Raw genomic sequence first — 13,284 nt, 5'->3', positions numbered from 1 at the left:
GCTCCCAGTCTAGGTAGCGTCCCCGTAGAACACGTGCTCGGCCGCATGGCGGGCACGACGCGCGACCCGGCGGTAGCGGTTGGCGAGCTCCTGACCCGACTTCGGCGGCAGCCCCATGATGCGGGCCATGCCGTCGGCGTCGCGCAGGTCGGACGGGACCGAGTCGACCGCACGCCCACGCGCGAGCAGCCCGGCGTTGCGCATCTCGGACGCCAGGCGCCACGACTCGGCCAGCGCCTTCGCGTCGTCGGCGTCGACGAGCCCCTCGGCCTGGGCGGCGGCGAGGGCACCCATCGTCGAGGTGGTGCGCAGGCCCTCGTGCGCGTGGGCGTGCTCGAGCTGGATGAGCTGGACGCACCACTCGACGTCGCTCAGCCCGCCGTGGCCGAGCTTGAAGTGCGTCTTGCGGTCGGCGCCGCGCGGCAGCCGCTCGGACTCCATCCGGGCCTTGAGCGTGCGGATCTCGCGCACCTGCCCGGCGTCGAGCCCTGCCTCGGGCCAGCGCAGCGGGTCGATGAGCTCGACGAACGCCGCACCGAGGTCGGCGTCGCCCGCCACGGGGCTGGCCCGGAGCAGCGCCTGGGCCTCCCAGACGAGGGACCACCGCTCGTAGTAGGCGCGGTAGGAGTCGAGCGACCGGGTCAGCGGGCCGTTCTTGCCCTCGGGCCGCAGCCCCGCGTCGACCTCGAGACGCGGGTCGGGCGCGGCCAGCCCGAGGAGCCGGATGAGCTCCTTGACGACCTCGAGCGCCTGCTCCTGGGCCGCCCGCGAGTCGGCCCCTTCGACGGGGTCGTGCACGAAGAGCACGTCGGCGTCGCTGCCGAAGGCGGACTCACCGCCACCGAGGCGCCCCATCCCGACGACGAGGTGGCGACTGAGCGCGGGAGCCCCGGTCTGCTCCTCGACGCCCGCGAGGACGATCTCGAGGGTGACGTCGATGAGCGCCCCGTTGAGGTCCGCGAGCGCCCGGCCGAGGTCGTCGAGCCCGACCTGCCCGAGCAGCGAGGCGACCGCGAGCCGGAAGAGCTCGGAGCGCCGCACGGCACGCGCGGCGAGCACCCCGGCCTGCGGGTCGTCCTTGCGCCTGGCCGCCGACCGCATCCGGCCCTGGACCTCGTCGCGCGAGCGCGGCTTGAGACCCCCGGCGTCACCGAGGATCTGGACCGACTCCGGCCCCTGCTGCAGGAGGTCCGCGGCGTACCGGCTGCGCCCGAGGGTGTGCGCCAGCCGCTCGGCCGCGCTCCCCTCGTCGCGCAGGAGCCGGAGGTACCAGTGGGTCGTGCCGAGCGCGTCGCTGATCCGGCGGAACGCGAGCAGCCCGGCGTCGGGGTCGGCCTCGTCGGCGAACCAGCCGAGCATGACCGGCATCAGCTGGCGCTGGATGGCCGCCCGCCGGCTCACGCCGTCGGTGAGTGCCTCGAGGTGGCGCAGGGCGCCACGGGGGTCGCGGAAGCCGAGGGCGGCCAAACGCTCGCGCGCCGCCTCGGGGGTGAGCCGCACCTCGTCGGGGCCGAGCCGCGCCACGGCCGACAGGAGCGGGCGGTAGAAGATGCGCTGGTGCAGCCGGCGGACCTCGCGGGCGGCGGTGCGCCACTGGGCGACGACGGAGTCCTCGGGGTCGCTCTGGTGGCCGAGCGCCCGGCCGAGGCAGCGCAGGTCTCCGGGCGCCGTCGGCATGAGGTGGGTGCGGCGGAGCCGGTGCAGCTGGATCCGGTGCTCGAGGGTGCGCAGGAGCCGGTATGCCGTGGCGAGCGTCTGCGCGTCCTCGCGCCCGACGTAGCCCCCCTGGGACAGGGCGGCCAGGGCCGTGAGCGTCGTGCCGGACCGCAGTGAGCGGTCGGCGCGGCCGTGGACGAGCTGGAGCAGCTGGACGCTGAACTCGATGTCGCGCAGACCGCCCGGGCCGAGCTTGAGCTGGCGGTCGGCCTCGCCGTGCGGGACGTTGTCCTCCACCCGGCGCCGCATCGCCTGGACGTCCTCGACGAAGTTCTCGCGGGACGCGGCGCTCCACACGAACGGCGCGACGGCGTCGACGTAGGCCCGTCCCAGCGCCCTGTCCCCCGCCACCGGGCGGGCCTTGAGCAGCGCCTGGAACTCCCACGTCTTGGCCCAGCGCTCGTAGTAGGAGACGTGCGAGTCGAGGGTGCGGACGAGCGGGCCGTTCTTGCCCTCGGGCCGCAGCGCAGGGTCGACCTGCCACAGCGACCCGGCCGTGGTCGCGCTCGAGCAGATCTTGATGAGCCGGGTGGCGAGCTCGGTGCCGATCGCGAGCGCGGTGTCCTCGTCGGTGCCCTCGGCCGGCTCGGCGACGAAGATGACGTCGACGTCGCTGAGGTAGTTGAGCTCCCGCCCACCGGTCTTGCCCATGCCGATCACGGCGAAGCGGCACCGGTCGGCGCCCTCGCCCACGGCGTCGCGGGCGATGACGAGGGCGGCCTCGAGGGCGGCCTCCGCGAGGTCGGCGAGCGCGGCCGCCACCTCGGGCAGCCGGGCCTGCGGGTCGGGGCGGGCGACGTCGAGGGTGGCGATGCCGAGGAGCTGGCGGCGGTATTCGATCCGCAGGGCGTCCTCGGGCGTGACGCCCGCGGCGGGTTCGCGCACCGCTGCGGTGAGCAGGTCGATCCGCTCCTCGACCTCGAGCGGGAAGGCGTTGGCCACCGCGCTCCAGTGCTCGGGGCGTGCGACGAGGTGGTCCCCCAGCGCCGTCGAGGCGCCGAGGACGGCGAACAGCCGCTCGCGCGACCGGCCCGGCTCGCGCAGGGCGGAGACGAGCTCGTCACGCACCGACGCGCGAGCCGGAGCGGCCACCGCCTCCATGAGCCGGACGAGGGCGAGCAGCGCCTGGTCGGGGTCGGCCACCCTGGACAGCGCGACGGCCAGCCCGTCGGCCTCGACCCGCGCGCGGTCCTTGACCAGCGGGACCAGCGCCTTGTCGGCCAGCAGCGTCTCGGCGCGACGGGACTCCCCGAAACCAAGACGGGTCAGGTCGCCCGGGACGGACGGCATACGGGCGCTCACGCTGCGCCCCTCACAGCCGCGGGAGGTACCGCTCGAGCTCGAACGCGGTCACCTGGCCGCGGTAGTCGGCCCACTCGGCACGCTTGTTGCGCAGGAAGAAGTCGAAGGTGTGCTCGCCGAGCGTCTCGGCGACGAGCTCGCTCTCCTCCATGACCTCGATCGCCTCGCTGAGCGAGGCCGGCAGGGGCTTGATGCCCATGGCCTTGCGCTCGGAGTCGGTGAGGCCCCAGACGTCGTCCTCGGTCTCGGGGGCGAGCTCGTAGCCCTCCTCGATGCCCTTGAGACCGGCGGCCAGCAGGACGGCGAAGGCGAGGTAGGGGTTGCACGCGGAGTCGATCGAGCGGACCTCGACGCGGCTGCTCTGTCCCTTGTTGGGCTTGTACATGGGGACGCGCACCATGGCGGAGCGGTTGTTGTGACCCCACGTGAGGTGCGCCGGTGCCTCACCGCCACCCCAGAGCCGCTTGTAGCTGTTGACCCACTGGTTGGTCACGGCGGTGATCTCGGCGCCGTGGTGGAGCAGGCCCGCGATGAACTGCCGCCCGGTCTTGCTCAGCTGGTAGGGGGCGCCGGCCTCGTAGAAGGCGTTGCTGTCGCCGTCGAAGAGCGACATGTGGGTGTGCATGCCCGAGCCCGGGTGGTCCGCGAGCGGCTTGGGCATGAACGAGGCATAGATCTCCTGCTCGAGCGCGACCTCCTTGATGACCGTCCGGAAGGTCATGATGTTGTCGGCCGTCGACAGGGCGTCGGCGTAGCGGAGGTCGATCTCGTTCTGGCCCGGAGCACCCTCGTGGTGGCTGAACTCGACGCTGATGCCCATCGACTCGAGCATGGTGATGGCGGCGCGGCGGAAGTCCTGGGCGGACCCGTGCGGCACGTGGTCGAAGTAGCCGGCCTGGTCGATCGGCGTCGGCTGCTCCCCCGGCTTGAAGCCCCGCTCGAAGAGGAAGAACTCGATCTCGGGGTGGGTGTAGAAGGTGAACCCCTGGTCGGCCGCCTTGGCGAGCGTGCGCTGGAGGACGTGCCGCGGGTCGGCCATGCTCGGGGCCCCGTCGGGCAGCGTGATGTCGCAGAACATGCGGGCCGTGCCCGGGCTCTCACCACGCCACGGCAGGACCTGGAACGTCGAGGGGTCCGGCTTGGCCAGCATGTCGGCCTCGTAGACGCGTGCGAAGCCCTCGATCACCGATCCGTCGAACCCGATGCCCTCGGCGAAGGCCCCCTCGAGCTCGGCCGGGGCCACGGCGACGGACTTGAGCGCACCGAGGACGTCGGTGAACCAGAGACGGACGAAGCGGATGTCCCGCTCCTCGATGGTGCGGAGCACGAACTCCTGCTGACGATCCATGTCGGCATCCTAGGGGGAGGCAGGGCAAGGGCCCCGGAGCATCTCGCTCCGGGGCCCTCCCCCTCTTGGGGTGACTCAGCTCGTGGCTGCGGTCACTTGGCGCCGAGCTGGATGTCGAGCTCCATCTCGGTGCCCTTCTTGGTGGTCTTGGCGACCGTGATCTTGTTGCCGAGACCGGCGACCTTGACCGAGTTCCACGGGTTGTCCGCGGTCCAGTACTTGTTGGGGTCGGTGTCGTCGAAGGTCGGGATCGCCGCCTGCTTGTCGATGGTCACCGGGACACCGTTGCGGTGGAAGGTGACCTTGTCGGTCTTCTCCTGGCCGAAGGTGGCGTCCCACGGCTGGCGACGGTTGCCGAGCAGTTGGCCGCCGGGGAACTTGACCGGGGCCGGACGGGCGTCGACCGGGAGGGACTGGCCGCCACCGGGGTGGGCCGAGGTGTTGTTGTCGGCGAAGGAGCCGTCGACGTACCAGACGAGCATGCCGTTCTGGTAGGGGAAGCGCTCCACCCAGTCGGGCTTGGTCGAGGACCAGCCGAAGTTGTACGGACCGGTCTGCAGCGTCTTGTCGTAGCCGGAGTACACGCGGTTCTCCACGAGGTAGAAGCGCGGGTACATCTTGTCCGTGGTGCCCGACATGATCGTGAAGCCCTCGGCGGTCCAGCCGTTGGCACCCGACTCGACGTTGTCGCTGAGGAGCGAGGCGCCGTCGGCCGTGATCGAGATGTCGTCGATGAACGCACCCTTGAGGGCGAGGCCACCGTCGGTGACGTAGCGGAAGCGGAGCTTGGTCTGCTTGCCGGCGAACTGGGACAGGTCCCAGGTCTTCTGCACCCAGCCGGCGCTCTTGCCGTCGACCGCGTCGATGTCGGTCCAGTTGGCGCCACCGTCGGTCGAGCCCTGGACGTAGAGGAAGTCGTAGCCCTTCTCGATGTCGTGGTCGAGCCACGCCGAGAGGCTGGCGGTCTTCTTGCCGGTCAGGTCGACGTCACGCGTGATGGCGTTCTTGAGGTCGTTGCCCGACCCGCTCCACCACTCGTTGGCACCGCTGTGCGGCTTGTTGTAGTTGGTGACGACCTTCTTGTCGGGCAGCGGGACCGCGATCGCCTGGGGCGTCTTGGCGCCGTCGAGGTCGGCCTGGCCGAGCGTGTACTTGCCGCTCTTGTCGGCGACCGTGTAGTCGAGCCAGCCGAGCTGGAGCTTCTCGAGCGGACCCATGTAGCCCGGGGTGGAGCCGATCGAGTCCGTGCCGTGGTTGAGCCACGAGCCACCGGACATGAGCGTCCAGAAGCCGGTGCCGTTGTCGCCACCCGCGGTGTCGTAGTAGTCCGGCAGACCGAGGTCGTGGCCGAACTCGTGGGTGAAGACGCCGAGGCCGCCGTTCTCGGGCTCGGTGGTGTAGTCACCGATCCACATGCCCGACGAGCCGAGCTGGACACCGCCGGCCTTGTTCTGCGCCGGGCCCGTCTTGCCGATCTGGTTGGAGTAGGCGTACCAGCGGTGCGACCAGATGGCGTCCTCGCCCTGGGCGCCGCCACCGGCCTCCTCGCCCTCACCGGAGTGGATGGCCTGGAAGTGGTCGATGTAGCCGTCGGGCTCGTTGAAGTTGCCGTCGCCGTCGTAGTCGTAGCGGTCGACCTTGTCGAACTGCGCGAGGTAGGTCTTGATCTCGGCGTCGGTCTTGCCGGCCGCCTTCTGCGCGTCGTACCAGGCGTTGGCGGAGTCCTGGACGAACGGCCAGGCACCCTCGGCGTCGGAGATCTTGTTGCTGCCGTAGGTCGCGGCGTTGCCGGGGACCTTGACCCAGTCGGAGACGTCGCCCTTGGCCAGGAAGCGGCCGTTGGACTGCTTGGCGTAGAAGTCCTTGAACGACTCGCCGTCACCGAACATCATGTCGAGGTAGTGCTGGCGGTTGAAGTCCGCACTCCACTCGGTCGAGTTGTCGTCGGTCGCGTTGCCGTCCCACGTGCGGTCGGGCTCGGGGATCTGGTTGTGGAGCGGACCGGCCGTGCCACCCGTCTTGGGGTTCGACTGCGTGCCGAACTCGGCGAGGATCGTGAAGATGTCCTCCTCGCGCTCGACCGGGTAGGAGACGTAGCGGGGCTTGTTGGCCTTCTCGCCCTTGCCCGCCTTCGCGGTCTTGGTGTCGCCGGACATCTTGATGACCCGCTGGCCACCTCGCGTCTCGGTCGTCGCCTCGCCCTTGACGAGCGCCTGGATGGCCTCCTGGCGCAGCGCACGCTGGGCGTCGCCCAGGGGGTTGGGGAGGTCGTCCTTCTTCGCGGTCGAGGCCTTGGTGTCGCTGGCCGGCGGGGCGGCGTCCTTCGCCTGCGCACCCATCGGCGCGAGGCTCACCACCAACGCGGCTCCGGCCAGACCGGCCAGGGCGCGAGTGTGTCGTCGTGTCACGTTTCCTCCGAATGTGATCGCCAGCCAGGGGTCAGGCGGGCCATTGCAGAGAAACATGTGCATTCGGATTGCACAATGGTTTGTGCGGTTTCCGGAGTGATCTTTTACTCCCCCTTTACCTTCCGGCTCAGTCCTCGGACACGCGGGCCTCTCTGACAGGATCGGGCGCATGAGCGAGCAGCCCTCCCCCTCGGCCGAGACGACCAACCCCTACGGCACCGGCGCCCAGGCCGCGCCGCAGAAGCGGATCCGCGTCCCCCACCTCCAGAAGATGAAGGAGACCGGCGAGAAGTGGGCCATGCTCACGGCCTACGACATGTATGCCGCCGAGATCTTCGACGAGGCCGGCATCCCGGTGCTCCTCGTCGGAGACTCCGCCGGCAACAACGTCTACGGCTTCGAGACCACGGTGCCCGTCACCGTGGACCACCTCGTGCCGCTCTGCCGCGCCGTGACGTCGGCCGCCAAGCACGCCATGGTCGTCGCCGACCTGCCCTTCGGCTCCTACCAGGCGAGCCCCCAGCAGGCGCTCGCCACGGCCACGCGCTTCATGAAGGAGGGCCTGGCCCACGCGGTCAAGCTCGAGGGCGGCAAGCCGATGGTCCCCGAGGTCGAGCTGCTCGTGCGGGCCGGCATCCCGGTGATGGGCCACATCGGCTTCACCCCGCAGAGCGAGCACGTCCTCGGTGGCTACCGCGTCCAGGGCCGCGGCGACGGCGCGGACCGGCTGCTCGAGGACGCCCTCGCGCTCGAGGCCGCCGGCTGCTTCTCGATCGTCATGGAGATGGTCCCGGCGCCGGTGGCCGCCAAGGTCACCGAGGCGCTGCGGATCCCCACCATCGGCATCGGCGCCGGTCCCCACTGCGACGCCCAGGTCCTCGTCTGGCAGGACATGGCCGGGTTGCGCGGCGGGCGCGCGCCCCGCTTCGTCAAGAAGTTCCTCGACATGCGCACCGACCTGGGCAACGCGGCCCGCGCCTACGCCGACGAGGTCGCGTCCGGCACCTTCCCGGCCTCGGAGCACTCCTTCGAGGAGTAGGCCGAAGGCCGGACCACGACGAGACGAGAGGCGGTATGCCGGGTGCGCACCCGGCATACCGCCTCTTGTTCCGTCCCGCGGAGCCGGCCGGCTCAGGCCTCGGAGTCCTCGCCCTCCCAGGCGCGCTCCTCGGCGTCCCACTGCTCGGTCTTCGCGTGGGCCGACGCGATGGCGTTGCTGGCCTCGGCCTCGGTGTCGTAGGGACCCATGACGTCGTCGTTGCGGCTGCGGTTCTCGTCGGTCTCGACCTGCTTGGTCGCGATGTTGTACCAGTACGCCACGTCGTCCTCCTCGGTTTCCGGATCGGCACTCTGCCTAGACTCCACCGTATGCCGCTGACGTACGGAAGTGTCGCTCCGGGAGAGGTCTCCCCGAGGCGCCCGGTCCCCACCTCGATCGAGCGGCCCGAGTACGTCGACCGGCCCGCGCCGGACAAGAACCTCTCCCCCGAGGTCAAGGACGCCGAGACCATCGAGCTCATGCGCGTCGCCGGCCGGATCGCCGCGCAGGCCATGGAGGCGGCGGCCGCCGTCATCGCTCCCGGCGTCACCACCGACGAGATCGACCGGGTCGGCCACGAGTTCCTCCTCGACCACGGCGCCTACCCGTCGACGCTGGGCTACCGCGGGTTCCCGAAGTCGCTGTGCACGTCGGTCAACGAGGTCGTGTGCCACGGCATCCCGGACTCGCGCCGGCTCGAGGACGGCGACATCGTCAACATCGACATCACGGCATACATCGGCGGGGTCCACGGCGACACGGACGCGACCTACCTCTGCGGCGACGTCGACGAGGAGTCCCGGCTGCTCGTCGAGCGCACCCGCGAGGCGATGATGCGCGGCATCAAGGCAGCCGCCCCGGGGCGCCAGGTCAACGTCATCGGCCGCGTCATCGAGAGCTATGCCAAGCGGTTCGGCTACGGCGTGGTCCGCGACTTCACCGGCCACGGCATCGGTCGCTCGTTCCACTCCGGGCTCATCATCCCGCACTACGACGCCGCGCCCTCCTACGACACCGTCATCGAGCCCGGCATGACCTTCACCATCGAGCCGATGCTCAACCTCGGGTCCGAGGAATGGGACATGTGGGAGGACGACTGGACGGTGGTCACCCGCGACCGGAAGCGTTCGGCCCAGTTCGAGCACACGATCCTCGTCACCGACCGCGGCAACGAGATCCTCACCCTCCCCTGACGCACGACCCGGACGAAGGAGTCCCCATGAGCAAGAAGACCGGTCTGCCGCTGGGCATCGACGTGGGCGGCAGCGGCATCAAGGGTGCCCCGGTCGACCTCGGCAAGGGTGAGTTCGCCGCGAAGCGCAAGCGGATCGACACCCCGGCGAAGTCCACCCCCGAGGCCGTCGCCGACGTCATCGACCAGATCGTCGACCACTTCGAGGACGTGCGCGGTGACTCCCCCATCGGCATCACCGTCCCCGGGGTCGTCACCAAGGGCGTCGTCCGCTCCGCGGCCAACATCGACAAGTCGTGGCTCGACTTCGACGCCGAGCCGATGCTCGAGAAGAAGCTCGGGCACGACATCGTCCTCGTCAACGACGCCGACGCCGCGGGCGTGGCCGAGCTGCACTACGGCGCCGCCAAGGGCCAGGACGGGCTCGTCATCGTCACGACCCTGGGCACGGGCATCGGCAGCGCGCTCATCCACAACGGCACGCTCATCCCGAACTCCGAGCTGGGCCACCTCGAGATCGACGGCTACGACGCCGAGAAGCGCGCGGCCTCGTCGATCAAGGACATCGAGGGGATCAGCTACGCCGAGTGGGCCGAGCGCCTGCAGCGCTACTACAGCCACCTCGAGAACCTGCTGTGGCCCGACCTCTTCGTCGTCGGTGGCGGCGTCTCCAAGGACCACGAGGAGTTCCTGCCGCTGCTCAAGCTGCGGACCAAGATCGTGCCGGCCGTGCTCGAGAACAAGGCCGGGATCATCGGTGCCGCCCACCTCGCGCAGGAGTACCACGACTCGCACTGAGCGGGTTCTGGGGCCAGGCGGGCACCACCGGTTCGTGGACCGCGACCTGCCTCGCAGTCCGGATCGAACCGGACTGCGAGCCACTGCGTGGTTCGCGAACCGTGCTGTGCCGGGTCAGCGCTGACGCGCGAGGACCATCGCCTTCTTGGGGATGTTCTTCTCGACGTCGTACTTGGGCTTCTTGCCCGTCGAGAGCTGCTCCGCGTAGCCCATCTTGGAGAGGCGCATGAGGACGACCGGGCACGCCTTGCAGCGGGGCCTGTCCTTGCAGCACTTCTTCTTCGCGGAGACCTGGGGCACGCAATCGAGAGTAGGTGAGCCTTACCTATCTCTCCAACTCGGGTCCGCGACCCGGACGGGTCCGGGTCAGCCGCACCAGGCGTAGCGGCCGAAGTCGTAGTCGCGACCGTTGTCCCGGATCGTCCCGGTGATGTGGACGCACCGCCCGTTGGTGTTGCGGATGCCGACGGCGCCGGCATACGACGAGAACGTGCCGTAGTCGCTCGCCCAGTCGACCGGGACCTCCGGCCGCCCCCCGATCGTCACGCGCATGTAGTGGTCCCCCGCCTCGTTGTCGAGGAGGACGGCGCAGTTCGTGCCGCCGCTCGCCGTCGAGTAGTAGACCTTGACCCGCGCGTTCGGGTGGGTCGCCCCGCCCGAGGCCTGCAGCGAGTAGGTGCCGATGACCGAGCCCGGGCACGCGGACGCCCTGAACCCGTTGCCACCCGTGCCTCCGCCGGCGTACGCCGCCGTCGCGCCGGCGAGCACCCCGATCGCCGCCGTCGCTGCCACGACCATGCCCCTGCGTGATGCCTTCACGTGTGTCCCCTCCGTGTCGTCGACGCCGCCCCTCGCGACGTCGCTGCTCGGAGGTTACTGAGGCGCGAGCTCGACCGCACCTCGAGCGGCGAGGTCGTGGATCACCGTGTCGGCGCCACCCAGGGAGTCGGCCTGCGACAGGTAGAGCCTGCGACCCTCGGCGCTGAGCAGGGCGTCGTGGATCGGCACGGCCTGAGACGGGTTGAGCCGCCGCAGGAAGCCGGTCATCTCGCGACTGGCCTGCCACGGCGCGCTGAGCGGGAACGCCACGACGTCGACGTCACCGGGGTCGCCGTCGAGGCTGTCGCCGGGGTGGTAGAGGCTCGCCTCCCCCACCGCGCGCAGGACGACCCCGACGTTGGGGATGCGCGGGATCTCGTCGTGGATGAGCGCGTGGGTCTCGCCGACCGGCGTGAGCGTCACCGCACCGACTCGGGTCGTCCCGCTGCGGACCTCGGCGTCGAGCCCGAGGCCGGAGATCACCTGCGCGCTCCCCGGGTCCGCGAGCACCCGGGCGTCGGGGTTGTGGTGCAGCAGGATCGGCAGCCGCTGCTGGTCGAGGTGGTCGGCGTGCTGGTGGGTCACCACGACGGCCGAGAGGTCGCGCAGCCCCTCGAACCCGGGCGTGAAGCTCCCCGGGTCGAGCAGGATCCGTTCGCCACCGATCTCGACGAGGAGGCACGCGTGTCCGAGGTGGGTCAGTCGCATGTCCTCACCGTATGCCGGTGCCCGGCTCGGAGGGCGGACGAGTCAGTCATAAGCCGGGTTCTGTCACGTGGCCGGTTGCCCGGGTCACGCTGACGGTCATCCATCTCGGACCACTGTTGCCAGTGGCCTCCAGCGCTCTACCCGTGTACTCGGGCGGGCCGCCCTCGAACGCACACTGTCTGAGCTTGCTCCGGGTGGGGTTTACCTAGCCGACTCCGTCACCGGAACCGCTGGTGGTCTCTTACACCACCGTTTCACCCTTACCGCCCGACCGGGGCCGGGAGGCGGTCTGTTCTCTGTGGCACTGTCCCGCGGGTCACCCCGGGTGGCTGTTGGCCACCACCCTGCCCTGTGGAGCCCGGACTTTCCTCGACGTGGTTGCCCACGACGCGACCGTCGGACTGACTCGTCCGCGCGCCCAGCATAGAGGTGTGCGGACGGCATACGGAACGAGCACCCGGAACGAGCACCCGGTGCGCCATCCGCTCACGCGACGACGAAGGCCACCCTGCCCGTGGGGACGTCCGCCGACTCGAGGCGCACGTCGACCGTCGCGCCGAGCTCGGCCTCGCCCTTGGCCCGGGCGACGACGGGCACGTCGAGCAGCTGGATCTCGAGACCACGGTCGTCGCGGTCGACGACGACGGCCGAGAAGGTCTGTCCCACCCGCGGGCTGAGGACTGCCGCCTCGACGGCGTCGGCGCACATGCGCTCGGCGGAGCCGGCGACGCGGTCGGACTCCTTCATGATCTCGGGCAGGGTCGGCAGCGCCTCGCGGACCCAGGCCGGGATGTCGGTGCCGCTGCTCACGGCCTCGCAGATGACCAGTCCGAACCGGTCGACGAGTCGCCGCAGGGGTGCCGTGACGTGGGCGTAGGCGTCGGCGACGGCCGCCTGCTCGACCTGCTCCGGGACGTCCCCGTCGAACGGGGTGTAGCCCGCACCGCGAAAGAGCGAGGTGGCGTCGTAGATGAGCGCCAGGTGCTTGGGGTTGGTGCGGTCGAGGCTGCGCAGGAAGTCGCCGTAGCCCTGCTCGGCCGGCCACGGGGCGCCGAGCGCCTTGGCCTGCCGGCGGAAGCGCGCCACCGCACCCGGCTCAGCCTCGGGCATCGTGCGCAGGATGCCGATGCGGGCGTGCAGCATCATGTCGGCGGCGGCCATGCCGGTGAGCAGCGAGATCTGGGCGTTCCACTCCTCGACGGGGCGCGGCGGGCGGAACTCCAGCGTGAAGTCGCCGTCGTCGCCGAGGTGGACCTCCTGCTCGGGCATCGGGAGGCTGGCGCCGCCGCGCAGCTGCTCCTGGCGGATCCGCTTCTCGCCGATCTCGCCGAGGAGGACCCAGCGCTCGTCGGTCGCGCCGGCGTCGACCGCCTTCTGCACGTCGGTGTAGTCGAACCGCTCGACGGACCTCACCATGGCGCGGTAGACCTCGGCACTCGTGCCCTCGCCCTCGGCGTCGAGGCGCAGGTCCCAGACGAAGGCCGGACGGGTCTCGCCGGGCAGCAGGCTGGCCGCGCCCTCGCTCATCACGGTGGGGTGCAGCGGGATCCGCTTGTCGGGGCAGTAGACGGTCTGTCCGCGCCGGCGGGCCTCGGTGTCGATGGCACCGCCGGGTGAGACGAAGGCGGGCACGTCGGCGATCGCGTAGCGCACGCGGTAGCCGTCGCCGTCGCGCTCGAGGTGCATCGCCTGGTCGAGGTCCATCGAGGTGGCGGGGTCGATGGTGAAGAACGGCACCGCCGTCTCGTCGCGCTCCGGCAGGTCCACCGGCCTCGTGGCGACGGCCTGAGCCTCGGCGTCGACCTCGGGCGGGAACTCCTCGCTCACCCCGAGCTCGGCCCGGATCGCCGTGAAGCGGGCGAGCAGCGCCTCTCGGAGGGACTCGGACGTCGTCGCGTCGGCCGGGGCGAGGCGGATCTGGCGCTGGGGCATGCCAGCCAACCTACCCAAGCGG

General features: G+C 70.7%; 11 protein-coding genes and 1 other RNA gene. 3 read left to right on the top strand and 9 right to left on the bottom strand.

The features are described from left to right. Nucleotides 1-9 precede the first annotated feature (9 nt). The 3 genes from KLO01_RS15095 to KLO01_RS15085 form a co-directional block, all read right to left on the bottom strand. Entirely contained in the window at nt 10-3,006 is a 2,997-nt protein-coding gene (locus tag KLO01_RS15095) for a bifunctional [glutamine synthetase] adenylyltransferase/[glutamine synthetase]-adenylyl-L-tyrosine phosphorylase (protein WP_147066723.1), read from the bottom strand. 22 nt (nt 3,007-3,028) lie between these two features. Then, entirely contained in the window at nt 3,029-4,366 is a 1,338-nt protein-coding gene (locus KLO01_RS15090; protein WP_147066626.1) for a glutamine synthetase family protein, read from the bottom strand. Between the two features lie 92 nt (nt 4,367-4,458). Beyond that, nucleotides 4,459-6,705, bottom strand: a complete 2,247-nt coding sequence (locus tag KLO01_RS15085; RefSeq protein WP_186828078.1) for an immune inhibitor A domain-containing protein — start codon at nt 6,703-6,705, stop codon at nt 4,459-4,461. Nucleotides 6,706-6,943: 238 nt separating this feature from the next. On the opposite strand from KLO01_RS15085, the gene panB reads away from it, so the two are divergent. After that, nucleotides 6,944-7,813, top strand: coding sequence for a 3-methyl-2-oxobutanoate hydroxymethyltransferase (gene panB, locus KLO01_RS15080; protein WP_147066625.1), 870 nt, complete (start codon nt 6,944-6,946; stop codon nt 7,811-7,813). A 92-nt stretch (nt 7,814-7,905) separates the two neighbouring features. On the opposite strand, the gene KLO01_RS15075 is transcribed toward panB, so the two are convergent. Beyond that, the gene (locus KLO01_RS15075; protein ID WP_147066623.1) at nt 7,906-8,094 is read right to left on the bottom strand and encodes a methionine aminopeptidase; all 189 of its coding nucleotides are present in this window, start codon (nt 8,092-8,094) and stop codon (nt 7,906-7,908) included. Between the two features lie 48 nt (nt 8,095-8,142). Here KLO01_RS15075 and map point away from each other — a divergent pair, with 48 nt between their 5' ends. Then, nucleotides 8,143-9,006, top strand: a complete 864-nt coding sequence (gene map / locus KLO01_RS15070) for a type I methionyl aminopeptidase (protein WP_147066621.1) — start codon at nt 8,143-8,145, stop codon at nt 9,004-9,006. Between the two features lie 26 nt (nt 9,007-9,032). Beyond that, nucleotides 9,033-9,803 (top strand): polyphosphate--glucose phosphotransferase, encoded by a 771-nt coding sequence (gene ppgK, locus KLO01_RS15065; RefSeq protein WP_147066619.1) that lies wholly within the window; start codon nt 9,033-9,035, stop codon nt 9,801-9,803. 114 nt (nt 9,804-9,917) lie between these two features. Here ppgK and KLO01_RS15060 read toward each other — a convergent pair whose 3' ends face one another. The 5 genes from KLO01_RS15060 to KLO01_RS15040 all read right to left on the bottom strand — a co-directional run bounded on the left by KLO01_RS15060 (nt 9,918) and on the right by KLO01_RS15040 (nt 13,262). Beyond that, entirely contained in the window at nt 9,918-10,103 is a 186-nt protein-coding gene (locus KLO01_RS15060; RefSeq protein WP_147066618.1) for a hypothetical protein, read from the bottom strand. Nucleotides 10,104-10,169: 66 nt separating this feature from the next. Then, nucleotides 10,170-10,622 (bottom strand): hypothetical protein, encoded by a 453-nt coding sequence (locus KLO01_RS15055; protein ID WP_147066616.1) that lies wholly within the window; start codon nt 10,620-10,622, stop codon nt 10,170-10,172. Nucleotides 10,623-10,676: 54 nt separating this feature from the next. Next, on the bottom strand, nt 10,677-11,330 hold the full coding sequence (locus KLO01_RS15050) for an MBL fold metallo-hydrolase (protein WP_147066614.1): 654 nt from the start codon (nt 11,328-11,330) through the stop codon (nt 10,677-10,679). Between the two features lie 34 nt (nt 11,331-11,364). Continuing rightward, an RNA gene (gene rnpB, locus KLO01_RS15045) (RNase P RNA component class A) lies at nt 11,365-11,739 on the bottom strand. Between the two features lie 77 nt (nt 11,740-11,816). Further along, nucleotides 11,817-13,262 (bottom strand): RNB domain-containing ribonuclease, encoded by a 1,446-nt coding sequence (locus KLO01_RS15040; protein WP_147066612.1) that lies wholly within the window; start codon nt 13,260-13,262, stop codon nt 11,817-11,819. Between the last annotated feature and the right edge of the window lie 22 nt (nt 13,263-13,284).

Origin of the sequence: Knoellia locipacati (assembly GCF_007992835.1) — a bacterium.
Lineage (GTDB): Bacteria > Actinomycetota > Actinomycetes > Actinomycetales > Dermatophilaceae > Knoellia > Knoellia locipacati.
Note: the sequence above shows the minus strand (reverse complement) of the source record. Positions and strands in the feature narration are given on the sequence as shown.

Coding starts and splice junctions, on each gene's coding strand:
- KLO01_RS15090 (WP_147066626.1), bottom strand. CDS start 4,366: ATGGATCGTCAGCAGGAGTTCGTGCTCCGCACCATCGAGGAGCGGGAC.
- KLO01_RS15085 (WP_186828078.1), bottom strand. CDS start 6,705: ATGGGTGCGCAGGCGAAGGACGCCGCCCCGCCGGCCAGCGACACCAAG.
- panB (WP_147066625.1), top strand. CDS start 6,944: ATGAGCGAGCAGCCCTCCCCCTCGGCCGAGACGACCAACCCCTACGGC.
- map (WP_147066621.1), top strand. CDS start 8,143: ATGCCGCTGACGTACGGAAGTGTCGCTCCGGGAGAGGTCTCCCCGAGG.
- KLO01_RS15095 (WP_147066723.1), bottom strand. CDS start 3,006: ATGCCGTCCGTCCCGGGCGACCTGACCCGTCTTGGTTTCGGGGAGTCC.
- KLO01_RS15040 (WP_147066612.1), bottom strand. CDS start 13,262: ATGCCCCAGCGCCAGATCCGCCTCGCCCCGGCCGACGCGACGACGTCC.
- KLO01_RS15050 (WP_147066614.1), bottom strand. CDS start 11,330: ATGCGACTGACCCACCTCGGACACGCGTGCCTCCTCGTCGAGATCGGT.
- ppgK (WP_147066619.1), top strand. CDS start 9,033: ATGAGCAAGAAGACCGGTCTGCCGCTGGGCATCGACGTGGGCGGCAGC.